Source organism: Nocardia aegles, from assembly GCF_052545135.1.
Genome location: NZ_JBQWRI010000003.1, coordinates 697,953 through 723,368, shown reverse-complemented (window position 1 = coordinate 723,368; position 25,416 = coordinate 697,953). Strand labels below are relative to the sequence as shown.

Genomic DNA, 25,416 nt, shown 5'->3' with positions numbered 1-25,416 from the left:
CACATGACCAGGCCGATGGACGTGACCATCCGGCGCAGCGAGGCCGTGCTCCGGGAGTTGTCCCGGGTCGTGGTCGGCAAGCGGGACCAGTTGCAGTTGATCATGATCGCGGTGCTTTCCGGTGGGCATGTGCTGATCGAGGACTTACCCGGCCTCGGCAAGACGCTCATCGCGCGATCGTTCGCGTCCGCGCTCGGGTTGCGGTTCACCCGGGTGCAGTTCACTCCCGACCTGCTGCCCGCGGATCTGCTCGGTTCGACGATCTACGACATGTCCTCCGGCCGGTTCACCTTCCGTCGCGGGCCGGTGTTCACCAATGTGCTGCTGGCCGACGAGGTGAACCGCACCCCGCCGAAGACCCAGGCCGCGCTGCTGGAGGCGATGGCGGAGGGACAGGTCAGCATCGACGGTGAGACGTTCGTGCTGCCGCGGCCGTTCGTCGTGCTGGCCACCGACAACCCGATCGAGTACGAAGGCACCTACCCGCTGCCGGAAGCCCAGCTCGACCGCTTCGCCATCCAGCTGCGGCTGGGATACCTGTCCGAGCACGACGAAACGCGGATGATCCGCCGCAGGCTGGAGCGCGGGGCGCGGCAACCGCAGGTCGCCCAGGTGGTAGACGCCAACGGCCTGCTGGAGATGCGGCACTCCGTCGAATGCGTGAGCGTGCATCCCGACGTGGTGAGCTATGTCGTCGCGCTGGCGTCGGCGACCAGAGGGCATTCGCAGGTCGAGGTCGGCGCCAGTCCGCGCGCGGAACTGGATCTGGTGCAGATGTCCCGCGCGCGGGCGCTACTGCTCGGCCGCGACTTCGTGATCCCCGAAGACGTCAAGGCGCTGGCGGTACCGGCCATGGCGCACCGGATCACGCTGCGGCCGGAGATGTGGGTGCGCCGCATTCGCGGCGAGGATGTGATCACCGAACTGCTGCGCCGTCTGCCGGTGCCGCGCGCCACCGTGACATGAGGCACCGCGACGCAGGCTGCGCGATCGACGCCGAGTTGCGGTGGCGCCCCGCACCGCTGGTCTTCATGCTCGCGGCGTGCGCCGCCGCGGCCCTGGTGCTCGCGGTGGTGCTCGGCCGCTGGCAACCGCTCGTGTTCGCCGCGCCGTTGCTCGGCGTGCTGGCCACCGCGCCGTGGCAGCAGTCCTCGACCAGGATCCGAGTCGATGGCGGCGGCACGCTGCGCTGTTTCGAGAGCGAGGAAGTGACGCTCACCGTCGCCGCCGTCGTGACGAAGGGGCACGCGCTGCTGCGCCTGAAGCCGGAGAGCTCGACCGGGCTGGAGATCCAGGTCGAGGAGCTCGGCGATTCCGGCGTCGCGCCCGCCGGGTTGCGGCTCGCGCTGTCGGCGGGCAGGTGGGGGCGTTATCCGATTTCGGTGCGGGTCTCGGCGCTGAGCCCCGCCGGGCTCGCGGTCGCCACCGCGGTGCTGCCCGTGGGGCAGCTGTTCGTGTATCCGATGACCGATCCGCAGCGGATGCGCCTGCCCCACATCGAACTTCCCGAGCGGTTCGGGACCCACCTGACCCGCAGGCCCGGTCCCGGCGTCGAGTACGCGGACATCCGCGCCTATGTCCCCGGCGACCAGTTGCGCATCGTGAACTGGCCGGTGAGCGCGCGGCGCGGCCGACTGTACGTCACCGAGCGGCTGACCAACCGTTCCGCGGACGTGGTGGTGCTGGTGGACACCTCGCAGCAGGCGCCGGGACCGGCCGCCGATTCGCTGGAGCTGTCGGTGCGCGGCGCGGCGCAGGTGGTGCAGTCGACGTTGCGGGCGGGCGACCGGACCGCGGTGGTCTGCCTGGGCCGGCAACCGCGCTGGCTGCGGCCGGACATCGGCCGCCGCCAGTTCTACCGCATCGTGGAGACCGTGCTCGACGTCGGCGACGAGTACATCCCGACCACCGGCACCCTCGCGCCGCACGCGGCCGTGCCGCTCGGTGCGATCGTGGTGGCCTTCTCCACGCTGCTGGATACGCAGTTCGCGCTCGCGCTGATCGATCTGCGCAAGCGCGGGCACGCGGTGGTCGCGGTGGACGTGCTGCGCGGCACGCCGTTCCGGGCGGACCCGGATGCGATCCTGGGCAAGATGTGGGAGCTCGAGCGCGCGGCGATGTACCGCGACATGGGCACCGTCGGCGTCGATATCGTGGCGTGGCCGGAAGGCGCGCGCCTGGATCAGATCATGCGGGTGCTGCCCGAGCACCGCAGGACCGTGCGGGTGCGCCGATGACCAGATTCCTCGCCGTCATCTCCGGGGTGCTGCTGGTGGCCTCGGTGGCGCTGTTGGAGCCGTGGATCGGCATTCCCGCCGTGGCCTTCGTCGCGCTCGGCTGGTGGCTGCGGCCGCTCGCGGTCTGCGCGGTGCTGGTCGCGCTCGCCGTGCTCACGCTCGCCGACGCGGGTGTGCTCACCTGCGCGGCAACGGGTTTAGTGGCCACAACGTATCTGCTCAACACCGCGACGGTGACCGCGCCGCGCGGAGTCGTGCCGACCACGATCCCATCGGTGACCGGTGCGGTCGGCTTCGCGGCGGTCGCCGTCGCCGCCGCTCTGGTCCCGCTGCGCCTGGCCTGGGCGCCGCTGGCCGTGCCGGTGCTCGTGCTGCTGCTGTACGCCCTGGTGATCCAGGGCGCAGCGGCCCGGCACTCACCTGCGGCCGTTCAGCGCGCGCGGGCGGGCCGCCGGCGAGCGAAACCCCAGGGACGCTGACGGATGCGCATGGAACGTCTGGTCGAATCGCTCAGGCGGACCGGAACCGCAGTTCGACGTCGCGGAGTACCGGTGCGTCATCGCGTTCGACCACGGTCGCGGCGATGGTGAGTGCGTCGTCTCGGCGCCAGATCCGGGTGCGGATCGTCTCACCCGGGTAGAGCACCCCGGCGAACCGTGCGCGGAAACCGGTGACGCGGCTCGCGTCGGAGTCGAGCACGATGTCGGTCGCGGTCTTACAGACGATGCCGTAGGTGCACAACCCGTGCAGGATGGGCGCGGGGAACCCGGCCGCGCGGGCGAATTCGGGGTCGGAGTGCAGTGGGTTGTGGTCGCCGGACATCCGGTAGAGCAGTGCCTGCTGCGGCAGCGTCGGCGTGGTGACGTCGAAATCCGGAGCGCGATCGGGCGATTCGGCCTTCGTGCTGGGTCCGCGCTCGCCGCCGAAACCGCCTTCGCCCTTGGCGAAGATCGAGGAGCGTTCGGTCCATAGCGGCGCGCCGTCGGAGCCGGTGACGGTGTGCTCCTGCACGATGACCGCGGCCGACCCCTTGTCCCAGATCTCGGCGATCCGGCCGGCCTTGGTCGCCTTGCCCGCCGCCGGGATCGGCCGGTGCACCTCGACCTCCTGATGACCGTGCACCACCTTCGCCAGATCGATCTCGATGCCGGGGAAATTCACCTGAGGCGGCTCGGTCTCGTGCACGGTCGCCGCCACGGTGGCGAAGGTCGGCAGCACCTGCGGTTGCCGATCGTCGAGATAGCGCAACTCGGCCGGGTCGGTCCAGCGCGCACCCGCGCCGATGCCCAGCTGATAAAGCTGCACGTCCGACGGGGTCCAGGCGAACTCGCGGCTGTGCAGTCGCGCGCCGAGCGCGATCCTCGGATCGATGGGCATCAGCTTCTCCTTGTGCATGAATGTGGATGGATCCGGCTCGCCCGCGCCGCGAGCGCGGCCGCGCCGGAACTCGGCGGCACCCGGGTTCGATCCTGCGCGTCCGGACACCGGCTCGCCAGTGCGTCGTCCGCTCCTGGGGATCGTTCATCGGCCTGTGGATAAATCGCGGTACCCGGCCGGGCGCGGGTTCCGGGCCGGTCCCCGCCGCGTGCTATGACAGGCACCGCGATCTCGTCTCACGCCTCCGCCGCGGCGGCCGCGGGCTGCTCCTTCTTGCGCTTGACGATGTCCAGTACCGCGAGGTAGCCGAAGGTGATCGCGGGGCCGATGGTGGCGCCGGGCCCGGCGTAGGTGTGGCCCATCACCGGTGTGGAGCAGTTGCCGGAGGCGTACAACCCCTCGATCACGCTGCCGTCCTCCCGTAGCACCCGCCCTGCGGTATCGGCCACCAACCCGCCCTTGGTGCCCAGATCGCCCGGCACGATCGCGGCGGCGTAGTACGGGCTCTGCACCAGTGCGGCCAGGCATGGGTTGGGCCGTACGGTCGGATCGCCGTAATACCGGTCGTAGTGGCTCTCGCCGCGGCCGAAGTCCTCGTCCTTCCCGGTCGCGGCGAAGCCGTTGAACCGGGTGACGGTCGCGGCCAACTCCTCGGCGGGCACACCGATCCTGCCTGCCAATTCCTCGATGCTGTCGGCCTGGACGATGAGGTCGTTGTCCATCCAGCGGGACGGAAAACGCCGACCTGGCGGTAGCCCGGCGAAGACGTAGCGGTTGCGGTAGCGCTGGTCGAACACCAGCCACGCGGGAATGTTCTCACCCGGCCCCGCACCCTGCCCGTACTCGCCGCCGTACATGGTGTGCACGGCCTCGACATACGGGGCGGATTCGTTGCCGAATCGCTTGCCCGCGGCGTTCACCATGATGCTGCCGGGCAGGTTCCGTTCGGCCAGCGCGAACCACGGTGTGCCGCCCTTGAAGATGCTGGGCCCCCACCAAGCGTCCGACATGAAACCGATGGCCGCGCCCACCGCGATGCCCGCTCGGATGCCGTCGCCGGTATTCGCGGCCGCGCCGGTGGTCCACTCGGAGGTAATGGGCCGGCGCTGGTATTTGGCGCGCATTTCCGCGTTGCGCTCGAAACCGCCGCTTCCGAGGACGACGCCGTAGCGGGCGGTGAAGGTGACCGGCCCGCCGTCGTGCTGTGCGTGGACGCCGGTGACGACGCCGTCGGTCACGGCGAGGTCGGTCATCGGGGTGTTCAGCAGAAGCGGGACGTTCGCGTCCATGAGCCCCTTGCGCATGCCGGCGATGAGGGCCTGTCCCATGCCGACGATGTGTTTGCGGGTGAACGTGGCCCAGTAGGTCCGCGCGCCGACACGCATCGCGCGGAGCATGCCCTTCGGATGACGCCGAATCAAGTTGAGCCGAACGAAATCGGCCTGCATGACCACCACGTTCAGCGGAGCCTTCGCGTACGGCGGCTCCAGGTTGAACCGTTCGTCGCCCAGGATCTTCGTGTCGAACGGCTTGGGCTCGCACGAGCGACCCTCGGGCCGCCCGCCCGGCGCCTCCGGGTGGTAGTCGGAGTAGCCCGGCACCCATGTCATCTTCAGTGGCGAATGATCGAGCACGAAGTCCAGTGCTTCGGCGCCGCGGTCGATGAAGGTGTCGATCCGTTCGGAGGGCACGACGTCGCCGATGATGCTATGCAGGTAGGTCCGCGCGGCCTCGCGGTCGTCGGGCCGACCGGACGCGCGCAGCGCCTTGTTGCCGGGGATCCACACGCCGCCGCCGGAGCGCGCGGTCGACCCGCCGTAGTGCGCGGCCTTCTCGATGACCACCACGCTCAGGCCGTTGTGGGCCGCGGTGAGGGCGGCGGTCATGCCGGCGGCCCCGCTGCCGACCACCACCACGTCGTATTCCCGATCAATCATGTAGAACACGTTATAGAATGGACGCGCCGTTGGTCTATGTCGTGCGGCAGATGGCTTGATCGACATTCCATATGCATCGGAAACTTGTTTCAGTTTCAGAGCGGGAGTTGAGAACATGGGCCTCGAATGGGACCTGGCCGCCGACGTTGTCGTGGTCGGATACGGCGCCGCGGGGGCCGCGGCCGCGCTGGAAGCCGCCGCGGCGGGCGCGCGGGTGCTCGTGCTGGAACGCTTCGCCGGAGGCGGGACATCGGCGCTGTCCGGTGGCATCATCTACGCGGGCGGCGGCACCTCCGTCCAGCGCGAGGCGGGGGTCGAGGACACCCCGGCGGCGATGTACGCCTACCTCGAGCGCGAGGTCGGCGACGGCGTCGCCCCAGAGACGCTGCGCAGGTTCGTCGACGAGAGCCCGGACCTGATCGAATGGCTGAAGGGGCACGGCGTCCCGTTCGAGGCCTCGCTGTGCCCGTACAAGACTTCCTACCCCAACGACCGCTACTACCTGTACTACTCCGGCAGCGAGATCTCCGGCGCGTTCCGCGATATCCCGGCTGCCCCACGCGGACACCGGGTGCGGGGCCGGGGCACTTCGGGAAAGAAACTGACCGAACCGCTCGCCGCCGCCGCGTCCAGGGCGGGCGTGCGCGTGGAGACCCGCACCAGGGTGACCCGATTGATCACCGACAGCGCGGGCGCGGTGATCGGCGTCGAATGCCACACTCTGCGCGACGCGCCGAGCCGGGTCCGCGACCGCTACACCCGTATGGCCAAGATCGCGGCCAAGCCGGGCATCTACTACCCGCAGCTGCGGCGGGCGCTGCAACAGCGGCTGGACCGGCTGGAACGCCGATACGGCAGCACGATTCGGGTGCTCGCCCGGCGCGCGGTGGTGCTCAGCGCGGGCGGGTTCATCGCCAATCGCGACCTGGTGCGGCAGTACGCGCCCGCGTTCCACGGCGGTCTCGCCCTCGGCACCAGCGCCGACGACGGCAGCGGCATCCTGATGGCCCAGCAGGTCGGCGCGGCCGTCGATCACATGGACAACGTCTCCGCGTGGCGATTCCTGCTCCCGCCCAGCGCTTTCACCGCGGCGCTGCTGGTCGACGCCGACGGCCGCCGGGTGATCGACGAGACGCGCTATGGTGCCGCCGTCGGCAACAAGCTGATCACCGAGCACGACGGCAAGGGATGGCTGCTGGCCGACGACCCACTGATGCGCGCCGCGATCGCGCAGATCGGCAAGCAGGGCGCCTGGTTCCAGCGCGGGCAGTTCGAGACCATGCGGCGCACCGCGATTCGCGGCGCGACGCTGGAGCAGGCCGCGGCGAAGGCGGGCATCGACCCGGCCGGGCTGCGCGCGACGGTCGACGCGCACAACACCGCGATCGAGACCGGCGCCCCCGATCCGGCCGGGAAACCCGCCGAGTTCGCACAACCGGTCCGCACCGGCCCGTTCTGGCTGTTGGATGTGGGCATCAAACCGAGCCTGACCAACCCGTGCCCCATGCTCACCCTCGGCGGCGTCGTCGTGGACGAGCGCACCGGCGCGGTCAAGACGGCCGATGGGGCCGACATCCCGGGGCTTTTCGCGGCCGGTCGCACCGCGGTCGGCATTTGCTCCGAGTCTTATGTCAGCGGGCTGTCGCTCGCCGATTGCGTCTTCTCCGGCCGCAGGGCGGGCCGGTCCGCGGCCGACGAGCAGTTCTCGGCGCTGGATAAAGCAACTGTGGAAGGAAACTAGCGTGCTGTCCGACGCGGTACGAACCGAACTGGCTGACGAACTCGAGCGCGCCGAGCGCGACCGGGTGGCGATCGACCCGTTGATCGCCCGCCACCCCGATATCGACGTGGTCGACGCCTACGAGATCCAGCTGATCAACATCCGGCGCAAGCTGGCCGCGGGCGCGCGGGTGGTCGGGCACAAAGTGGGCCTGTCCTCGAAGGCCATGCAGCGGATGATGGGCGTCGACGAGCCCGACTACGGGCATCTGCTCGCGGAAATGGAAGTCCACGAGGACGTTTCGGTCGAAGCAGGCCGGTATCTGTTCCCCCGCGTGGAGGTGGAGGTCGGGTTCGTGCTCGGCGCCGACCTGCCCGGTGCGGAATGCACCGAGGAAGACGTGCTCGCCGCCACGGTCGCCTTGGCACCCGCGATCGAGCTGATCGACTCGCGGATCAAGGATTGGAACATCGGCTTGGCCGACACCATCTCCGACAACGCGTCTTCGGCCGGTTTCGTGTTCGGCGCGCGGCGGGTCGCGCCAAAGGATATCGACACCACGGCCATCGACGCCGTGCTCACCCGCAACGGCGCGGTGGTGGCCGAGGGCCGCAGCGACGCGGTGCTGGGCGATCCGGTGATCGCGGTGGCTTGGCTGGCGCGCAAGGTCGCGGGCTTCGGTGTGCGGCTGAACGCCGGTGACATCGTGCTGCCCGGTTCGTGCACCCGCGCCATCGACGCACGTCCGGGCGATGAGTTCCATGCCGAGTTCGCCGGACTCGGCTCCGTCCGTCTGCAATTCACCTAGGAGGCTGTCGTGCCCGTGCACGGGACCGTCACCGCCGCGATCGTCGGGTCCGGCAACATCAGCACCGATCTGCTCTACAAACTGCTGCGCTCGCAGCGGATCCAGCCGCGCTGGATGATCGGGATCGACCCGGACAGCGAGGGCCTGAAGCGGGCGCGCGGGCTCGGGCTGGAAACCTCGCACGAGGGCGTGGACCGGCTGCTCGCGCAATCCGAATTGCCCGATCTGATCTTCGAGGCGACCTCGGCGTACGTGCACCGCGCCGCCGCCCCGCGCTACGCCGAAGCGGGCATCCGCGCCGTCGACCTCACCCCGGCCGCCGTCGGCCCCGCCGTGGTGCCGCCGGTGAACCTGCGCGCGAATCTCGACGCGCCGAACGTCAACCTGATCACCTGCGGCGGTCAGGCGACGATCCCGATCGTCGCCGCGGTGTCGCGGGTCGTCCCGGTGCCGTACGCGGAGATCGTCGCCTCGGTGTCGTCGGTCTCCGCCGGTCCCGGCACCCGGGCCAACATCGACGAGTTCACCGCGACCACCAGTCGCGGCGTGGAGACCATCGGCGGCGCGCAGCGCGGCAAGGCCATCATCATCCTGAATCCGGCCGAGCCGCCGATGATCATGCGCGACACCATCTTCTGCGCCATCCCGGAGGACGCCGACACCGCCGCGATCGCCGATTCGATCCAGCGGATGGTCGCCGACATCCAGCGGTATGTGCCCGGCTACCGGCTGTTGAACGAACCGCAGTTCGACGAGCCGTCGGTGGTCTCCGGAGGCATGGCGAAGGTGTCGGTGTTCGTCGAAGTGGAGGGCGCGGGCGATTTCCTGCCCCCGTACGCGGGCAACCTCGACATCATGACCGCCGCCGCGACGCGGGTCGGCGAGGTCATCGCCGAACAGATCGTCACGGCCCGGGTGTGAGGAGCTTTCGACATGGCCTACTCGGCAGAACTCGACATCCGCGTCACCGACACCTCGCTGCGCGACGGATCCCACCACAAGCGCCACCAGTTCACCGCCGCCGAGGTCCGCGACATCGTGGCCGCGCTCGACGGCGCGGGCGTGCCGGTGATCGAGGTGACCCACGGCGACGGTCTGGGCGGTTCGTCGTTCAACTACGGCTTTTCCAAGACACCGGAGCAGGAACTGGTCACCATCGCGGCCGAAACGGCGCGGCGGGCGAAGATCGCCGTGCTGATGCTGCCCGGTGTCGGGGTCAAAGAAGACATCAAGATCGCCCGGGACAACGGCGCGTCCATCTGCCGGATCGCCACGCACTGCACCGAGGCCGATGTGTCGATCCAGCACTTCGGTCTGGCGCGGAAACTCGGGCTGGAGACGGTCGGGTTCCTGATGATGGCGCACACCCAGCCGCCGGAGGTGCTGGCCGAGCAGGCGCGCATCATGGCCGACGCCGGCTGTCAGTGCGTCTACATCGTCGACTCGGCGGGAGCGCTGGTGCTGGAACAGGTTTCCGACCGGGTGGCCGCCCTGGTCGCCGAACTCGGTGACGACGCGCAGGTAGGCTTCCACGGGCATGAGAACCTCGATCTGGCCGTCGCCAACTCGATCTACGCCATCCGCGCCGGTGCCACCCAGATCGACGGCAGCGCCCGGCGTTTCGGCGCGGGCGCGGGAAACACGCCGGTCGAGGCGCTGGTGGGTGTGTGCGACAAACTCGGCGTCAACACCGGCATCGACTTCTTCGCCATCGCCGACGCCGCCGAAGACGTCGTCCGCCCGGCGATGCCACAGGAATGCCTGCTGGATCGCCAAGCCCTGATGATGGGCTACGCGGGTGTGTACTCCAGCTTCCTCAAGCATGCCGAGCGGCAAGCCGAACGCTATGGCGTCTCGGCCGCCGAAATGCTCGTGCGCGCGGGCAAGCGCAAGCTGGTCGGCGGCCAGGAGGACCAGCTCATCGACATCGCGCTGGAATTGCGGCGAGAGAAGGCAGCCGTCACCGCTTGACCGGGCGGCGGTGCTTTCCGGTCGGCTCATTCACGCACGTCGGGCGACCCTTCGTCCTCGGAGCTCAGCGGGCCGCCGAGGCGACCAACAACTGCGCATGCACCTGTGCTGATATCATTTATTCAATTGGAGATATCACCGGAGGTGTGTCATGACTCGGACCGTAATCGACCTCGATGACCAACTGGTGGCCGATGTATCGAAGGCGCTTGGCACCGGAACCAAGAAGGAGACGGTGAACGCGGCGCTTCGTGAGGTTCTCCAGACGCGTCGCCGCGCACTGGCTTTGACCCGCCTTCAGGATGCTGTCGCCGACGGTGCGTTCGACTTGGATGCGCTTGCCGACAAGCGGAATTACCGTCGGTGAGCGCGGCCCAGTTTCTCATCGACACGAGCGCTTTGGTCCCACTCTTCCGACGCGACGCCGACGCACTCGCGTGGCAGCACGCCGCCGCGGCGGGACTGATCGCACTCTGTCCGATAACCGAACTGGAATTCTTCTTCAGTGCGCGCTCCATGGCCGACCGTGAGCGTGCGGTGGAAGATATGCGGGCGCTTTTCGGCTGGGAGCCGGTCGATGACCGCGCGTACGACCGAGCCTGGGAGGTGCAAGGGGAGCTGACCAAACGAGGTCTGCACCGCAGCGCCGGTCCGGTAGATCTGGTCGTGGCTGCCACCGCCGAACTTCGTGGGCTGACGTTGCTGCACCGCGACCACGACTTCGACTGCATCGCCGCGGTGACCGGTCAGCCACATCAGTGGCTCGGCTCGAACTAGTCGATGATCCGCGCAATCGGATGACGCGGCCGAAGACGTCGTGCGTCCGGCGATGGTCTCCGGCCGCGGAGATGCTCATGCGCGCTGGTAAGCGCAAGCTGGTCGGCGGCCAAGAGGATCCAGCTCGTCGACATCGCGCTGGAATTGCAGCGGGAGCAGACAGCACCCTCGAGGATGGCAAATCAAAGGAATCGCTTCGCGATCGCCGCGGCGATCGCGTCTGGTGCGTGTTCCTGAATGAAGTGCCGGGCGTGTGGCAACTCGACCATGTCCAGATCGGTGAAGGCGGCACGCATTCGCGGGATACAGGAGCTGGGACGGAATGCCATGTCCCGCATTCCCCATACCAATAGGGTTGGCTTGTCGCCGAGCAGGGCGGGCACATCTCGGGCAAGTTGGTCCAGCAGCGGGTGCGCGGCATGAATTTCTTTGGGCAGTACGGCGAGTCCGCGCCGAGCTTCCGCCGTGGGCTGGACCGCGCGGTAGTGGTCGGCCTCGGTTGCGGTTAGGTTGCGTCCCAGTTCTGCCAGCAGGACGCGCTCGACGAGGAAATTCTGTTCGAGTATCCGCCTGCATCGGACGGCTGCTCATGATGACGCTGAACGCCCGATTCGCTATCGCTTCGATCGGCCAGAACATGGTGTTGCCCAGTACGATCCCCCGCACCCGATCCGCGCGCGTGGTGGCCGCGCCGAGACCGATAGGTCCGCCCTAATCATGTCCCATCAGAACGAAGTCGTCGAGCTGAAGGTGGTCGATCAGCTCGCCGAGCACTGTGCCGGGCCAGATGGCCTGCCGGGGTCAGCGGACAGGCACGGATTCAGCTGGCCGACGCGCTCGTCCTGCGCGCGTCAACCAGTGCGGAGGACGGTGAGCAGCGTCTCGGCAGGAATGGTCCGGGGCCGATCACTGACCTGGCCGTCCCCGAGTTCGACCAGGCGCCAGACTCGGTCGTTGCGTAGTGCGAAGTCGGCCGTGACGAAGGGGAGGCCGAGGGCTGCGATGACGTTCCCCACGGCGGCTGGATCGAATTCGACCTCGGGCATGTCCTCCGGGGTGTCCGGGTGCGGGCCGATCAACCGGCACCTGCCGTCCACCCACCAGGTGCGGACTTCGGCCGACCGGAAATGCTCGAAGCGGCGCAGGACGAACCCACCGGTCAGGTCTTCGCCGCGAAGTATCGGTCATTTCACCCGGCCCGGGCCGACCTACATTGCGCTACAACACGCTTCGACTCACTGCCTATGAGATAATCACTAGCCTTCCAGCACCGTGAAATCGCTGATCCACCGGCGGATCAGTGCGAGCGTTCGGCTACTGACCGAACCTGCCACACCTTTGATCCGCTGGATGCTCACAGTTCGTGGTTGTTCGGTCATGGCGAAGGAAATGTGCGGCAGTCCGAGTTCGTCGCCGCGCAGTTGAACGTGGTGCGGCCAACCGCGGTCGGTAGTGGTCACCGGCACGATGACGACGAGTCCGCGCACTGTTCGCAGGTAGTCGGCGGTGGATATGACCACCGCCGGGCGCCGTCCGTTCTGCTCGTGGCCCTTGGTGGGGGAAAGTTCGGTCCAGATGACGTCCCCGGGCTGGTACGACGGTAGGGCGTTCACCGATCGTCGTCCAAGCCGTCTTCCAGCGTGTCGTCCCAGGCGTCGACCTCGGCGACATAGTCGGCGTCCGTTTCGGCGTACGCGGCCGCGACGGCGGCGAACCGCTGTCTACGGTCGTGCTCGTCCAGCAGGTGTGCGATGGTCTGGGAGACGGTGCGGCCCTCTGCTTGCGCCAGAGCGCTCACGCGCTCACGCACCGATTGCTCGACTTTCATCGACGACATTGTGGAACCCATGTGCGTACCTCCCTTCGAGATGCGGATACGATTCAGGGTACCGCGATGTCATACCTTTGTGGATACCTCGGTGTGGGTGGAGAGATCATTCCTGGTCAGCCCAGTTGCTCGGCTAGCCCGACGATGATGCCCTCGGGGCCACGGAGGTAGCAGAGCCGATAGCTCTGCTCGTATTGCTCCACCGTGCCGACGAGTTCGGCGCCGTGGGCGCGCATGCGGGCAAGGACGTCATCGATGTCGTCGACGGCGAACATGACACGTCGAATGCCCAGGGTGTTCGTCGGCGCGTTTTTCGGCTCGGCGCTGATCGCCTGCGGCGTGTGGAACTTCGCCAGCTCGACCCGACCGTGGCCGTCCGGGGTCCGCAGCATTGCGACGTCCTGTCGGACGTGGTCGACCCCGATGACACGCTCCACCCAACGTCCCTCCACCGGCCCCCTGCCCTCCAACTCCATTCCGAGTTCGACGAAGAACTCGATGACGGCGTCGAGGTCCTCGACAACGATGAGGACGTTGTCCATCCGCTGAATCGCCACAGCCCTATCTCCTTCATCGGTAGGCCCCCGCCATGGGCTTGGCGGGCGCAGCAGTAGAGACCGACGGCGCGACGGAAACTCATCGCAGTGGGCGGCGAACTTGTCGTTCAGCTCGGCGTCGACGCCGCACCGATGGCTGCCGATCCAGCCGAATCGGAGCGCGCTGCCGAGTGCCTCGCCGATATACCCGGGAATGTGAGTAGTACAGTTATCATAACTTCACTACTCTCGGGAGGCGCTCGTGCGGAAGCCGTCCGATATTTTCGATCGCGACCGGGAATGGGAGGCGCTGACCCGGTTCGTCGACGATCCCGCACCGAGTGCGTCGCTCGGTGTGGTCTCCGGTCGTCGCAGGCAAGGGAAGAGTTTTCTGCTCGAGGCCGTCTGTGAAGTCGCCGACGGCTTCTACTTCTCCGCGCAGGAGGCCACCGACGCGGAATCGCTCGCCGCGATCGGAGAGGCGCTCAGCCGCCACCTCGATCTCGTCGCTCCGTTCACCCCGGCGAATTGGGGGCAGGTGATCGACGTGCTTCTTCGCATGGGCGTCGAGCGGAACACGCCCGTGGTGATCGACGAGTTTCCCTATCTGGTCAGGGCGAATCCGGCGCTGCCGTCGATCATTCAGGGGGCGTATGCGCCGAGACGCGCCGAGCGCACCGCCTCTCGCACGCGGTTGCTGCTGTGTGGTTCGGCGCTGTCCTTCATGGGTGGATTGCTTTCGGGAAATGCGCCGCTGCGCGGCCGTGCTTCGCTCGAATTGCCCATCGCCACCTTGAATTACCGGCGAGCGGCCGAGTTCTGGGGAATCGATGATCCGCGGCTGGCCCTGCTCGTGCATTCGGTGGTGGGCGGAACACCGGCGTATCGGACCGAGATGATCCGCTACGACGCGCCCGCGAATCTCGCGGATTTCGACGACTGGGTGGTTCGAGCGATCCTCTCCCCAGGCAGCCCGATGTTCTTGGAGGCTCGGTACCTGCTCGCTGAAGAGCCCGATCTCCGTGACGGCGCCCTCTATCACTCCGTCCTCAACGCCATCGCCACCGGCAACACCGGCCGGGGCGGTATCGCCGGCCACGTCGGCCGCCCGGTGAACACGCTGGCACACCCGTTGACCGTGCTCCAGGACGCCGGTTTCATCACCCGCGAGGCCGACGCGTTCCGCGCCAACCGCAGTGATTTCCGGATCGCCGAACCGCTGGTCACCTTCTATCACGCGATCATGCGGCCGTTCTGGCCTCAGCTGACCTTGGCCACCGACACCAGCCGTATCTGGCAACGGGCGTCGCATCGGTTCGCCAGCAATGTGATCGGTCCGCATTTCGAGCGGATCTGCCGAGAGTGGGCCATGCTTTTCGCCCAGGAAAGTACCGGCCGAAATCGGCTCGGTGACCTTCCGGTGCAGGTTTCGTCGGGCACGGTCAATGATTCGGCGAACCGCACGACACAGGAGGTCGACGTTGTCGCGATCGGTTACGCCGAGTACGGCCGTCCACCGCTGCTCGGTATCGGGGAGGCGAAGTGGAACGAGGTGATGGGCCTCGGCCACTTGGACCGGCTGCGACGCATTCGCGAATTGATTACGGCGAGCGGAAAGTTCGATGTCACCGGTATGCGCCTGCTGTGCTTCTCCGGTGCGGGGTTCAGCGAAGACCTCCAACGGGCCGAGCGCGCAGGAGAGGTCGATCTGATCGGACTGGATGAACTGTACGGCCGCTTGTGATCGTACGACGTCGGCCATCACGCGCCGGAGAATTCGTCGGCCTCCTCTGCATGTTGAAGAGCTGCTCGGAGCAACAATAGTGCCATCACCAAGGATGACATGTATGCGGATCCGATTTTCGCGCGCTCGACAATTAATTAAAGTACTCGAATATCCTCGGGCCGAATGTGCAGATCTCCGAAAGATTCCCGTCTTGCGAGATCCCCACAACTACTGATCCGCTTCGGATATACCGTGTCGCAGCGATTTCCGAAAAGCGCAGGCAAGCGAACTGATCGTCAATATAGAAGCGAAGATAGTCCGAAAAACTCGCTGTTGCCCCTGGCTGCGGATCGCGATCGATATCCCGAAAATCCGGCTTCCGCCACAACGCTTTCGTCACGACGGGCGCCCGGCCGTCTTCGAGTCGAGAGGGCTCACCGATCGGAGGTTCACCGATACCGTTGACCGCAAGGAAGGGGGGCGCTGTCAGTACGATAGCTTGTACAAGCGCACCGGTTTCAGGGTCAGCTTTGAGCTCGATCTCTCCGCCGTGCAGACCAGAGATCCTGATATAGAGCGGTTGATCCCACAACTCGGGAAGCCATTGGATGTTCAAAGGAATCCAGGGATCGCTCACAACACGAGTCCCATCGCATACGGCGGATCCAACAATACCGATCATTACTCGCTCCAAAAGCTCAGATATCACGCGCATGAAACACCACCGCGAACTGCCCATCTGTCGGGGCCGCTAGGCTAATTCCCGTTGTTCTCGGCGGAATTGCGAGCGCTTCAGCTGGAGGCAAATCAAACATATCTCGCAATTCTTTTGCCACTGCTGGGCGCATTCCGCGAGTCGGCGTAGCGCACGATCGCGGGCGAACCGTGCGGGGCGAGCAACGGCACGGTGCTCGGCAATGTCCGCGCCAGCATCCAGGGCTCCGGGTCGGGCGCGGCGGCAACGGCCGGTGCGGTCGAGTGTCCGCAGTGTGGGCAGTGGGATTCGGGATAGGCACGGTCGAGGCGGCGTTCCAGCACCGCCATGCCGACGAAGAAGCACGCCATAGTCCACGCGGTGGCGGCGAAAGCGATGAACATCAGGCACTCATCCTCGACAGGGTTCGGTGCGAAACATCTCTCGGCAGCGTGGCCGAGCGGAGAACGTCGTCATCCGGCACCGTTCACCCCCGCGACCTGTGTCGGACGTGCTCGTCGGCCCAGACCCGCAGCGCGGTGACCACCATGCGACCGGACGGCCGAAACATGTTGCGCGGAGGCACTATCCAGTGCCGTATGCCGCCGGCCGCCGTGGGCGACGGCAGGGCGATCACCGCCCCGGTATGGGCGATGGTGACATTCGATCGCCACAGTTCGGCGAACACCGTCACGTCAGTGAGTTCGATGTCGGGGTCGGTCAGAAAGGTCCATCTGCCCGACCGGGGATGCGCGACGATCGGCCCGAGCAATTCCGCGCGACTCTGCATGTGGGCTTTGACGCGCTGTCCCAGCCGAATCGGCATGGTGACGCCCCACACGCTACCCGTGCGCAGAATGATCCGGCCCAGTTCCGGTGGGTCGATGACGGCGGGTAAGCCGCAGGTCCGCCGGTAATAGAGGCACCGGGATTGCGGGGTGTCCCCGAAACCAGTCGTCATCGCGAAAGCCATAGCTGTTCACACCTCAATCTGGGGTAGTCGGTGTTGCCGTCGAGCACCAGGTGCGCGGCAAGGTGGGGTGAATGGCTTCGCCGCCAGTGGTGGAGAAAGTTCACGGCGGCGGTCCGGCAGGCGGACACGTCCACTGTGTCGCCGGAGCTGAAGGTGAAGCGGATGTGCAGGTCGTCCTCGTTCGGACGTGGTGACGCCGAACGCGGCGGTCGCACGGCCGGTCACCGGGTGGCGCCGCCAATGGGGTTCGCGCCGAATAGGTCGAGTGGGAACCGCCTGGGGCGTCGGCCCGCGCGCCAGGGCGAGGCGACCATGGCGCGGCCGACCGCCTCGAGCAGCGGCACCTTCAACAGATCGGCCAACTCTCTCGCCTCGCCCGTGAGCTCCGCGATCCGCATGGCGGCCACCGCCTGCTCCAAGTCGAACGTCCGCCCCGGCATGGACGAAACCACCCACGCCCCCTGCCCGACCGATCTGGCCTGGTGGTCGGTGTAATCGCTGGTCATCAGCGCGCCACGCACTACCTGTATCGCCATCGCTCCCCGATCCCCTCGCATGTCCAGACTCGATCCGGAATCACAGTTTGATGCTAGACACGTTACTTCACTTGTTACAAGTATGGTTTCAATATCGGCCCGATTTGCGCTGGCTGAGTGTTGTAGCGTGAGTGCGGCCGACCACACGGAAGGAACTCGATGGGAAGCACGTCTCCCGCCGTTGCAGGCTGGGAACTCATGCTGCGGCTTCGGAAGCAAGCGGTTCAGCGTGGCGTGAAGCCGAAGGAGATCGTGTCGGCTCTGAACATCAGCCAGCAGTACTGGTCGCTGCTGACCAACAACAAGGGTGTCCTGAGCGAGGAGAAGCTCAAGACGCTGATGGAGCTTCTGGAGTTCGAGGCCGACGAGCAGGAGGAGTTGATTGCCCTTCGGACCGTTGCCAAGGGCCGAGGTTGGCAAGCCGAATACTCGGGTCTGTTCGACGATGAGCTGATGCGCTTCTACGGATTGGAAGACGGCGCGCAGAGCATCCGCAGTTGGGTGTGCGCAGTTATCCCAGGCCTGTTGCAGACCGAGGACTATATTCGCGGCCTGATGTCGGCGATCACAGCGACCGGTCGACCGACCGAGGCCGAGCTGCGCGTCCAGGCGCGACTGCGCCGCCAACGCAGACTCGAAGAACCTGGCTTTCTCCAGCTGTCCATCGTTATCGGTCAAGCCGCGCTGATGCAGCAAGTCGGCGGGCCAGCCGTGCAGCGCGCGCAACTACTGCATTTGCGGCAGTTGGCGGACAAGTATGCAAAGACCCTCGATCTTCGCGTCATTCCATTCGACGCCGAGGGCTCGATTGCCGCCATGAATACGGCTACTTTCCACCTGCTGGACTTTGCGAGTCCGCGACTGTCAACCGTCGGCTGGCTCGAAACCGCCCTTTACGGCGAAGTCGTCGAGGACTCCAAGGGAGTCGGTGAACTTCAGTTTCTGTACAACCGAGTCCACTCGGCCGCGCTGAATCGACAAGAATCGCTGCGCCTGATCGAGCAGGTTGAACGACAGATAGGGTGAGCGCATGAGCATCGCATGGTTCAAGTCCACTTTCTCCGGTTCGGAGAAGACCTGCGTCGAGGTCGCCCATCGCAGCGATGCAACGCTCATCCGCGACAGCAAGTACGTCGGCGACGCCGCCGCCCAGCCGGTGATCATGGTTCCGGCCGAAAAGTGGACCGCTTTCCTCGACTTGACCCTGAGCGCTCGGTCCGGAGCTGTGAACAGCGGTGTCGCGGTAGCCGTTCACGGCGACGGTAGCGCGACGGTCTCCGGTCAGAACGTCCGGCTGGAGTACACCACTGCCGAGTGGGACGCGTTCATGAAGGGTGTAGCGGACGGCCAGTTCAGCCGCCGGTAGCGCTTGCTCGGATGGTCTGTCGCGATCTTGAAGATGAAGAAGCCGAATCCGGTCCGATAGGCATTCCCCGGACCTTAGCGGACGCTGGAACTGGCCGACTACACACGAAAGGGCCCTACCCGCCACGCCATCGGATCGTCGAGGTGCGCAGCAGGAGACACGCCGTAGACGTCGGCATGGTGGTAGGGCGACCCGGGACAACAGGGCTTCAGCTTTTACCCTCCGATCCTCCCGATCAGAGCCGTTCCGGCGCGGCGATTCCTAGTAGTTCAAGGCCGTGGCCGAGGGTTCGGGCGGTCAACTGTGCGAGGGCGAGGCGGTTGCCGCGGACGGGTTCGGTGGCGGTGAGGACGGGACAGGTGTCGTAGAAACCGGTGAAGGCGCGGGCGAGTTCGTAGAGGTGGCCGGCCAGGCGGTGAGGTTCGAGCGTGGTGGCGACTTCGGCGATGACCGTTCCGTATCCGTCCAGGGTGAGCGCGAGTTCTCGCTCGGCGGGCTCGAGGACAATGCTCGGGTCCACCGAAAAAGCCTGAATGTCTTCGGCTTTGCGCAGAATCGAGCAGATTCGGGCGTGGGCGTACTGCAGGTATACACCGGTGTTGCCGTTGAACGCGGTCATGCGCTGTGGGTCGAAGGTGTAGTCCCTGATCCGGCTGGTGGACAGGTCCGCATATTTCACCGCGCCGATCCCGGCCTGTTCGGCGATCCGGTCGAGGTCCGCAGCGGGCAGGTCGGGATTCTTCTCGGCGACCACGGAGCGGGCGGCTGCGACGGCGTCGTCGAGCAGGTCCATCAACCGGACAGTGCCCCCGGCGCGGGTCTTGAAGGGTTTGCCGTCGGGGCCGAGGACGGTGCCGTAGGCAACGTGGTCGACGGTGACGGCATCGGTGAGCCAGCCGGTGCGGCGGGCCGATTCGAAGACCAGCTGGAAATGTAGGGCTTGGCGGGAATCGGTGACATAGAGCAGCCGGTCGGCGCGCAGGGTGGCGATGCGGTAGCGGATGGTGGCCAGGTCGGTGCTGTCGTAGCCGTAGCCGCCGTCGCTCTTGCGGACCATCAGCACGGCGGGGGTGTCGTCGGGGCCGGTGACTTCTTCCGAGGCCACCACGATCGCACCCTCACTGTCGACGGCGACGCCCTTGTCGAGGAGTTCGGTGACAGTGTCGGCCAGCATCGGGTTGTAGAAGGACTCTCCGGCGTAGTCGTCCGAGGTGAGCAGCACACCCAGACGGTCGTAGATCGCGCCGAACGCCTTCTCCGATTCGGCGACGATCTCCCTCCACCGGGCTACCGTCTGCTCGTCACCGGTTTGCAGGGCGACCACACGCCGCCGGGCACGGTCGGCGAATTCCGGGTCGGCGTCGAATTGGGCCCGGGCAGCTTTGTACAGCGCATCCAACGCCGAGACCGCGCTGGTCCGGCGGTCGCTGACGTCGCCTTGATGCCAGGGGGTTTCGGGATGCTCGTCGATATGCTGGATGAGCATCCCGAACTGGGTTCCCCAATCGCCCAAATGGTTCGCGCGGATCACCTCGGCGCCGAGGAAGCCGAGAACACGGGCGAGGCAATCACCGATGATGGTGGTCCGCAGATGCCCGACGTGCATCTCCTTGGCCACGTTCGGCCCCGAATAGTCGATCACCACCCGCTGCCCGGCTTCACCGGCGGGAACGCCGAGCCGGTCGTCGGTTAGCCGGGCGGCGACCTGCGACCAGATCGCAGTATCGGAGACGGTGATGTTCAGGAAGCCCGGTCCAGACACCGTCACGGACTCGACGATCCCGAGGCCGACGCCGTCGAGATGCGGTACCAGCGAGCCTGCCAGTTCGACGGGTCTCGTCCCGGTTTTCTTCGCCAACGGCAGCGCGGCGTTCGACTGGAAGTCGGCACGATCGGATCGTCGCACCACGGGGTCGGCTCCTGCCAGATCGGGTCGGACTCGGCCGATCGCCTCCGACACTGCGGCAGCGACAGCTCCGAGCAGCGGCACAACACTGGCAGGGCTCACCCGGGATTCCTTTCCTGAACGACGGTAGGCACCGAGTATCTCAGGGCCTTGTGTACGCATGACTTTCAAGGTGGGCTCGGGCTGTCAGTCGAACCCGGGAACCGGGGAGAACCTCGAGGTCTCCTGCGGCGACGAGCGCAGCCACCCCTATTTCGACGACCGAACGGAGATGGGCGGTGGGGGTATATCCGAGGAAATCCTTGCCGCAAGCACCGGTGGTGTTCCGAGACAATGCCGCGACCGCATCGGAGATCGTGATCGAGTGGCTGTCGATTATCGAGACGGCGAGCCGGGCGATGCCCTGCTCAGCCCGATGCCGGTCGGAGCGATAGCGCTGCATGTCGCCACCGAGAAAAACGTGTTCGCTGGTGAGGGCGTTGAGTAGGAGTCGGTGGCCGAATTCGGCCGAGTTCAGCCACCAGGCTTCGGTGATCACCGGTTCGGCGACGAGGCGACCGTCGGGCTGGCCGAAGCACCATAGCGCCACTGCGGCATCGACGTCCCGGTAGGTGGCGAAGAGTTTCGTCCGGTAGTCCACCTCGGTGTCGAGGTCGAGTCCGAAGGTGTGGTGCAGCGAGACCACCCGGCTGGTCAACGCCCTCATCCGTTCACCCTCGGGCCGCTGCCGGCCGACCAGGACGAGATCGAGGTCCGAGTTCGGCCCGGCACGACCGCTGGCGTGCGAGCCGTAGGCGAGGCCGTATCCGTCCGGAACGAACTCCGCCGTGATGGCTGCCGCCGCGGCAAACAACTTGTGATTCATGGCAACACCGGTGGCAGGGCCGCGCAGGGATGATCGGCACAGTGGAAATCGATCACGTGCACCCCGCTGGGAAGAGCGACGGCACCGTCTGGCAGGCGATGCTGGTCGATGAAGGCGTCGACGATCCGGGCCAGCTCCGGATCGGCCATCAGCTGGGGGTGATGTTTGAAGTGGACTCCGAAGAACCAGTCACGAGCGGCCGCCGGGGCCGGTGCCCAGGCGACTCCGCCGAGCCGGGTGTGGTTCAGCGTTCCTCGACCACGCTCTTCCAGCTGCCGGAGGGCATCGATCAGGAGGTCTCGGGTATAGGACCGGCCGCCTTCCGGGAAAGGTGCGACCCGCTCCCAACCGCGGGTGACCAGTCGTTGTTCCGGGCTTTCGGCGTCGAAAAACAGCGCCGTCAAGTGTCCGTTCGGGGCAAGTAGGTCGACCATGTGGTGCACGAAGGCGGTCGCCTGGTTCCGTGAGTGAGCTGGTTCCGGGTTCGGCACGATACCGGACGCAGACAGGGTTTCGAAGAACTCGCCGAGTGGATAGCTCAATGACCAGAACGCCGCTACGACATCGAACGTCGCGCTCCGGCCCTCGGAGAGGAGGGTCGCGACGGCATCCCGGGTGTCGGTACACAGTGTGCGCGCTTGCGGAAAGCCTTGGGACGCTGCCGTGATCATGGCCGTGCTGTAGTCGGCCAGGATGAGTTCATGGGCGTAGGGGGCGAGCACGCGGGTTATACGGCCGGTGCCGCAACCGAACTCCGCGATCCGCAGTGCCCGGTCGGGTGCGCCGAACAGTTCGGTCATCCGGTTCCGCATGAGTTCGGTGTCCTCAGCTCCACCGAAGAAGTGGCGCAGCAGCAGGCGGTCGTAGACGCCCTCGGTCTCGTAGACGGATCGGAACAGATCGGTAGTCGTCATGCGGCACCGTCCAAGTCGGCGGCGATGTGGTCGAGATAGGTCACGACGCCGTGCATATTCTCGGTGGTCAGGCGTGGGTTATTGGCCATGAAGCGCAGCGGGCGCATTACCGCGCTCCGGCGCAACCGGCCGAGATCGTCGGGCAGGGTGAACTGGTGCAGGTGCCAGCGTCCATCGTCGAGCATTCGACGATGGATGGCGAGGTTGAACGCATTGACGGCGGCAACGTCGGTATCGGACAGCGGAACGGTCTCCTCGACGCCGACGGGGAGATACACGAACACGACAGCCGCGAGATCAGGATCGTTCAACCGGACGAGACGGGGATGAGCGTCGACGAGCGCGGCGAACCTCCGGGCGGCCTCGGCCCGGTCGTCGGCGAGGGCAGCCAAGCCGGAACGGCCACGGCCGAGCATCATCATCCACAGCTTCAGCGAACTCCAGTCCTTGGTCCCGAGAAACGGAGTGACCTGGCCGAATGCGAAATCCTCTTGCATGATCAGGTCCGAGTATGTGGAGACCGCCCGCAGCGCCGCCGGGTCGCGGACCAGCAGCGCGCTCAGCCCGTACGGGACGGCCATGATCTTGTGCGGATCCACGGTGACGCTGTCGAATTCGGCGATGCCGTCGATCAGAGGCCGCAGCCGTGGGCTGAAGGCGGCGAGCAGGCCCCAGCAGGCATCGGCGTGCAGCCAGATACCGGGATCGACCGAGCGGACCAGGTCGTGTACGGCACGGAGATCGTCCACGGTTTGCGTGCGGCTGTCGCCGGCATAGGCGACGACCGCCATCACCCGCCCGAGACGCTCACGGAGCGTGCGCTCGAGGGCTGTAAGGTCGTAGCGGAACCCGATTGTCGGGACTTCGATGATCCGGGCACCGCAGCCGATCCATGTCAGCGCGGCCTTGACGCTGTAGTGTCCGATCCCTTCGGGGACGACGACCGAGAACCTTTCCGGGCCGGTGATACCAGAAGTCATGGTGCCGGGAGCCGTGGTCTCGCGTGCCAGCATCATCGCGACCGTGTTGCTCATCGTCCCGCCAGGGCCGATCACACCACCCACGTCCCACACCGAGTTCACTTCGGGCACAAGAGGATTTGGGAACCCGAGGAGATCTCGCAGCCACCGCAGAACCGCGATCTCGATGAAGGTGGCGCTGGGCGAGTCGAACGACTGGTTGATCATGTTCTGCTGGGTCAGCAGCGACAAGACACCACCCATGAGGGCCGCCGGATCATCGCCGGTATCGCCGAAACCCAGAAACCGAGGCGATGCTTCGTTCTTACACAACGGCAGAACCTGATCACAGAACTGCCGATAGACCGTCTCATACGGCATCGGCGCTTCCGGTAATCCGGTCAGCAGCAGGTCACGAATCTCGTTCGGCGGCATACGGTTGCCGTAGATCTCATCGCGATCCTTGAATGCCAGGCCGAGGTCCAGCGCTCGATGCAGCAAGTCGGGAACATCCAGCCCGGTTTGGCCACTCGCTGACTCCGGCCCGACAGTGGTGGTGCGGGAGTACTCCGACCGGGTGTATTCGGCGTCGATTCCGGCGCCACCGGCGGGAGCATCCACGCCGACCGATGTTCTTCGAGGTGGCGGAAGAAGCGGGGTGAACTCGAGCATGCGCGACGCCTTTCGGACATGGTGGACAGTGAATCCAGTAAGCCAAGGCGCGCATGGATTTTCGATCACACAGCGGGGATATCACCGGCCAACCTGATAATCTCGCGGTGAGATAAACCCTGGTGGGGGGCTCAGGACGGGGGCAGCCGTGCATGGATCTGCGTTCACGCCGGTCGTCGTACCCGCCGAAGTCTGGGCACGTGAGGAAGCCCGGCGTCTTCTCGCCGATCGTGATGTCGCTGGCATCCTCCGACTGGTGCAGCAGCACACCGGCGCCAGCCAGCAACGCCTGGCCACCGCGCTGGCACTCTCCCAAGGCCGGATCAACGAACTGATCAACCGGCGCCGGCAGGTCACCAGTCTCAGTTCTTTCCAGCGACTAGCCGACGGCCTGGGGATGCCGGACCCGGCGCGGATCGCCCTGGGACTCGCACCCCAGGACAACCATCCGGTCACATCGGACGATCACATCGAGATCACCCGCACCTATCCGGCGCAGGCCGACGCCGCCGAGGACATCCGCACAGCGGTCCGCAATGCGGCCACCGTCGATGTCATGGCGGTGCGCGGGCTCGGCATCCTGGGATTGAAGGACTCACTCCTACGCGAAGTCATCCCCGTCGACGCCCGGCTACGCGCCCTTCTGCTCGACCCCGACTCGGCTGCCGCCGCCTACCGCGCGCAGGAGATCGGCGAATCGGCCGAGTCATTCTCCGCCGGTATCCGCCTGTCCCTCTCACGATTGCGTGAATTGGTCGCTGCCGGACGCCGCGTCGAGGTCTACCTCTACGATCACGTGCCGGTATGGCGAATCATCAGCGTCAACGGGCCGCGCGGAATCATGTTCGTCTCTGCATTCACCGACCACCGCGAAGCCCATGCGTGCCCGACCCAGCGGATCGAACCCAACCCCGGCGGGATCCTGCACCACGCCTTCCGCCGAACCGTGGAACAGACCATCACCACCGCACACCGCGTCGTCTGAGAAGCCACAGAAAGGCAGCACCGTGATCGAGGCAGAATACAAAGCCAGGTTGACGAACCCGGGCCGGGTTCGCGCCGCCCTACGCGAACGCGTCACCCCCGATATCGTGTCCTACCAGGACACCTACTACGACACCCCAAGCGGCGATCTCGACCGCGCCGGCCGTGAATTCCGGCTCCGCACGGTGGAAGACACTTCCGGCAGTCGCCGACATGTGCTCACCTTCAAAGACCCCGCTGTCGATGAGGCGACCGGGTCCAAACCTGAATTTGAAACCCTCGTCGCCGATCGTGACGCCATGCGCGACATCATCACCAGGCTCGGATACCGGCCCGCCCTGGCCTTCACCAAACGATGCGAAAACTTCGAGTTCACCGCCGTCGGTAGGCACATGCTCGCGACCATCGCGGAGGTCCCGGAAATCGACGGCACCTTCCTCGAGCTGGAAACCCAAGCCGAAGAACCCGACCTGGCCCAGGCCTTCACGGACCTACGTACAGTCCTCTCCGAACTCGGCGTCACGTCCGAAGAACTGACCAACGAGCTGTACACCGACGCGGTCCGACAGGCACGCCATTCAACGGATGTTCGCTGATGTCGCGAAAGGATCGGCGGGTGGGATTCGGGCC

At 66.3% G+C, this 25,416-nt stretch carries 28 protein-coding genes; 14 read left to right on the top strand and 14 right to left on the bottom strand.

Annotated features, from left to right (window positions below; all coding sequences use genetic code 11):
* The first annotated feature begins 3 nt into the window (after positions 1-3).
* Genes ACT89H_RS13255 through ACT89H_RS13245 form a run of 3 tightly spaced genes read left to right on the top strand, consistent with a single transcriptional unit; the run spans position 4 to position 2,716 of the window.
* Positions 4-966, top strand: a complete 963-nt coding sequence (locus ACT89H_RS13255; protein ID WP_445108852.1) for an AAA family ATPase — start codon at positions 4-6, stop codon at positions 964-966.
* Positions 963-2,237: a DUF58 domain-containing protein gene (locus ACT89H_RS13250; protein WP_445108851.1), complete on the top strand. Its 1,275-nt coding sequence runs from the start codon at positions 963-965 to the stop codon at positions 2,235-2,237. The genes ACT89H_RS13255 and ACT89H_RS13250 overlap by 4 nt, the downstream gene beginning before the upstream one ends.
* A complete protein-coding gene (locus tag ACT89H_RS13245; RefSeq protein ID WP_445108850.1) occupies positions 2,234-2,716 on the top strand; it encodes a hypothetical protein in 483 nt (160 codons plus the stop codon). Before ACT89H_RS13250 ends, ACT89H_RS13245 begins: the two co-directional genes overlap by 4 nt.
* A gap of 31 nt (positions 2,717-2,747) precedes the next feature.
* Here the strand turns inward: ACT89H_RS13245 and chsH3 are convergent, their stop codons facing one another.
* Both chsH3 and kstD read right to left on the bottom strand, forming a co-directional pair.
* The gene (chsH3, locus tag ACT89H_RS13240) at positions 2,748-3,614 is read right to left on the bottom strand and encodes an enoyl-CoA hydratase ChsH3 (RefSeq protein ID WP_445108849.1); all 867 of its coding nucleotides are present in this window, start codon (positions 3,612-3,614) and stop codon (positions 2,748-2,750) included.
* A gap of 236 nt (positions 3,615-3,850) precedes the next feature.
* The gene (gene kstD / locus ACT89H_RS13235; protein WP_445108848.1) at positions 3,851-5,560 is read right to left on the bottom strand and encodes a 3-oxosteroid 1-dehydrogenase; all 1,710 of its coding nucleotides are present in this window, start codon (positions 5,558-5,560) and stop codon (positions 3,851-3,853) included.
* Between the two features lie 106 nt (positions 5,561-5,666).
* On the opposite strand from kstD, the gene ACT89H_RS13230 reads away from it, so the two are divergent.
* The 6 genes from ACT89H_RS13230 (at position 5,667) to ACT89H_RS13205 (ending at position 10,827) form a co-directional block, all read left to right on the top strand.
* On the top strand, positions 5,667-7,292 hold the full coding sequence (locus ACT89H_RS13230) for an FAD-binding protein (RefSeq protein ID WP_445108847.1): 1,626 nt from the start codon (positions 5,667-5,669) through the stop codon (positions 7,290-7,292).
* Between the two features lies 1 nt (position 7,293).
* The gene (locus tag ACT89H_RS13225; protein WP_445108846.1) at positions 7,294-8,079 is read left to right on the top strand and encodes a 2-keto-4-pentenoate hydratase; all 786 of its coding nucleotides are present in this window, start codon (positions 7,294-7,296) and stop codon (positions 8,077-8,079) included.
* Between the two features lie 15 nt (positions 8,080-8,094).
* Positions 8,095-9,000 (top strand): acetaldehyde dehydrogenase (acetylating), encoded by a 906-nt coding sequence (locus ACT89H_RS13220; protein WP_445108913.1) that lies wholly within the window; start codon positions 8,095-8,097, stop codon positions 8,998-9,000.
* Between the two features lie 12 nt (positions 9,001-9,012).
* Entirely contained in the window at positions 9,013-10,050 is a 1,038-nt protein-coding gene (gene dmpG / locus ACT89H_RS13215) for a 4-hydroxy-2-oxovalerate aldolase (protein ID WP_445108845.1), read from the top strand.
* A 151-nt stretch (positions 10,051-10,201) separates the two neighbouring features.
* Positions 10,202-10,417 carry a type II toxin-antitoxin system VapB family antitoxin gene (locus ACT89H_RS13210; RefSeq protein WP_445108844.1) on the top strand — a complete coding sequence of 72 codons (216 nt, stop codon included), beginning with the start codon at positions 10,202-10,204 and terminating at the stop codon, positions 10,415-10,417.
* On the top strand, positions 10,414-10,827 hold the full coding sequence (locus ACT89H_RS13205) for a PIN domain nuclease (RefSeq protein WP_445108843.1): 414 nt from the start codon (positions 10,414-10,416) through the stop codon (positions 10,825-10,827). Before ACT89H_RS13210 ends, ACT89H_RS13205 begins: the two co-directional genes overlap by 4 nt.
* Before the next feature lie 851 nt (positions 10,828-11,678).
* Here ACT89H_RS13205 and ACT89H_RS13200 read toward each other — a convergent pair.
* From ACT89H_RS13200 to ACT89H_RS13185, 4 genes are all read right to left on the bottom strand, one after another.
* A complete protein-coding gene (locus ACT89H_RS13200; protein ID WP_445108912.1) occupies positions 11,679-12,008 on the bottom strand; it encodes an ATP-grasp domain-containing protein in 330 nt (109 codons plus the stop codon).
* Positions 12,009-12,083: 75 nt separating this feature from the next.
* Positions 12,084-12,440 (bottom strand): type II toxin-antitoxin system PemK/MazF family toxin, encoded by a 357-nt coding sequence (locus ACT89H_RS13195; RefSeq protein ID WP_445108842.1) that lies wholly within the window; start codon positions 12,438-12,440, stop codon positions 12,084-12,086.
* Complete coding sequence (locus ACT89H_RS13190) at positions 12,437-12,655, bottom strand: DUF8778 family protein (RefSeq protein WP_445108841.1); 219 nt, start codon at positions 12,653-12,655, stop codon at positions 12,437-12,439. Before ACT89H_RS13190 ends, ACT89H_RS13195 begins: the two co-directional genes overlap by 4 nt.
* A gap of 116 nt (positions 12,656-12,771) precedes the next feature.
* On the bottom strand, positions 12,772-13,212 hold the full coding sequence (locus ACT89H_RS13185; protein WP_445108840.1) for a VOC family protein: 441 nt from the start codon (positions 13,210-13,212) through the stop codon (positions 12,772-12,774).
* Between the two features lie 241 nt (positions 13,213-13,453).
* On the opposite strand from ACT89H_RS13185, the gene ACT89H_RS13180 reads away from it, so the two are divergent.
* The gene (locus ACT89H_RS13180) at positions 13,454-14,935 is read left to right on the top strand and encodes an AAA family ATPase (protein ID WP_445108839.1); all 1,482 of its coding nucleotides are present in this window, start codon (positions 13,454-13,456) and stop codon (positions 14,933-14,935) included.
* Between the two features lie 133 nt (positions 14,936-15,068).
* Here ACT89H_RS13180 and ACT89H_RS13175 read toward each other — a convergent pair whose 3' ends face one another.
* The 4 genes from ACT89H_RS13175 to ACT89H_RS13160 form a co-directional block, all read right to left on the bottom strand.
* Positions 15,069-15,554: a hypothetical protein gene (locus tag ACT89H_RS13175; RefSeq protein WP_445108838.1), complete on the bottom strand. Its 486-nt coding sequence runs from the start codon at positions 15,552-15,554 to the stop codon at positions 15,069-15,071.
* Between the two features lie 170 nt (positions 15,555-15,724).
* A complete protein-coding gene (locus tag ACT89H_RS13170; protein ID WP_445108837.1) occupies positions 15,725-16,015 on the bottom strand; it encodes a hypothetical protein in 291 nt (96 codons plus the stop codon).
* Positions 16,016-16,098: 83 nt separating this feature from the next.
* A complete protein-coding gene (locus tag ACT89H_RS13165; protein WP_445108836.1) occupies positions 16,099-16,572 on the bottom strand; it encodes a DNA-directed RNA polymerase subunit beta in 474 nt (157 codons plus the stop codon).
* 233 nt (positions 16,573-16,805) lie between these two features.
* Positions 16,806-17,120: a hypothetical protein gene (locus ACT89H_RS13160; RefSeq protein WP_445108835.1), complete on the bottom strand. Its 315-nt coding sequence runs from the start codon at positions 17,118-17,120 to the stop codon at positions 16,806-16,808.
* A gap of 159 nt (positions 17,121-17,279) precedes the next feature.
* Here ACT89H_RS13160 and ACT89H_RS13155 point away from each other — a divergent pair, with 159 nt between their 5' ends.
* On the top strand, positions 17,280-18,146 hold the full coding sequence (locus ACT89H_RS13155; RefSeq protein WP_445108834.1) for a Scr1 family TA system antitoxin-like transcriptional regulator: 867 nt from the start codon (positions 17,280-17,282) through the stop codon (positions 18,144-18,146).
* A 4-nt stretch (positions 18,147-18,150) separates the two neighbouring features.
* Positions 18,151-18,486 (top strand): DUF397 domain-containing protein, encoded by a 336-nt coding sequence (locus ACT89H_RS13150; protein WP_445108833.1) that lies wholly within the window; start codon positions 18,151-18,153, stop codon positions 18,484-18,486.
* A gap of 235 nt (positions 18,487-18,721) precedes the next feature.
* On the opposite strand, the gene argS is transcribed toward ACT89H_RS13150, so the two are convergent.
* From argS to ACT89H_RS13130, 4 genes are read right to left on the bottom strand one after another with little or no spacing between them, the layout of a single operon-like run.
* Positions 18,722-20,494: an arginine--tRNA ligase gene (gene argS / locus ACT89H_RS13145; RefSeq protein WP_445108832.1), complete on the bottom strand. Its 1,773-nt coding sequence runs from the start codon at positions 20,492-20,494 to the stop codon at positions 18,722-18,724.
* A 40-nt stretch (positions 20,495-20,534) separates the two neighbouring features.
* Positions 20,535-21,257, bottom strand: coding sequence for a hypothetical protein (locus ACT89H_RS13140; protein WP_445108831.1), 723 nt, complete (start codon positions 21,255-21,257; stop codon positions 20,535-20,537).
* Positions 21,254-22,171: a class I SAM-dependent methyltransferase gene (locus ACT89H_RS13135; RefSeq protein WP_445108830.1), complete on the bottom strand. Its 918-nt coding sequence runs from the start codon at positions 22,169-22,171 to the stop codon at positions 21,254-21,256. Before ACT89H_RS13135 ends, ACT89H_RS13140 begins: the two co-directional genes overlap by 4 nt.
* Positions 22,168-23,751 (bottom strand): pyridoxal phosphate-dependent decarboxylase family protein, encoded by a 1,584-nt coding sequence (locus ACT89H_RS13130; RefSeq protein ID WP_445108829.1) that lies wholly within the window; start codon positions 23,749-23,751, stop codon positions 22,168-22,170. The genes ACT89H_RS13135 and ACT89H_RS13130 overlap by 4 nt, the downstream gene beginning before the upstream one ends.
* A gap of 307 nt (positions 23,752-24,058) precedes the next feature.
* Between ACT89H_RS13130 and ACT89H_RS13125 the strand changes: the two genes are divergently transcribed.
* Both ACT89H_RS13125 and ACT89H_RS13120 read left to right on the top strand, forming a co-directional pair.
* Positions 24,059-24,787: a hypothetical protein gene (locus ACT89H_RS13125; protein WP_445108828.1), complete on the top strand. Its 729-nt coding sequence runs from the start codon at positions 24,059-24,061 to the stop codon at positions 24,785-24,787.
* Entirely contained in the window at positions 24,681-25,382 is a 702-nt protein-coding gene (locus ACT89H_RS13120; RefSeq protein WP_445108827.1) for a class IV adenylate cyclase, read from the top strand. The genes ACT89H_RS13125 and ACT89H_RS13120 overlap by 107 nt, the downstream gene beginning before the upstream one ends.
* The last annotated feature ends 34 nt before the right edge of the window (positions 25,383-25,416 follow it).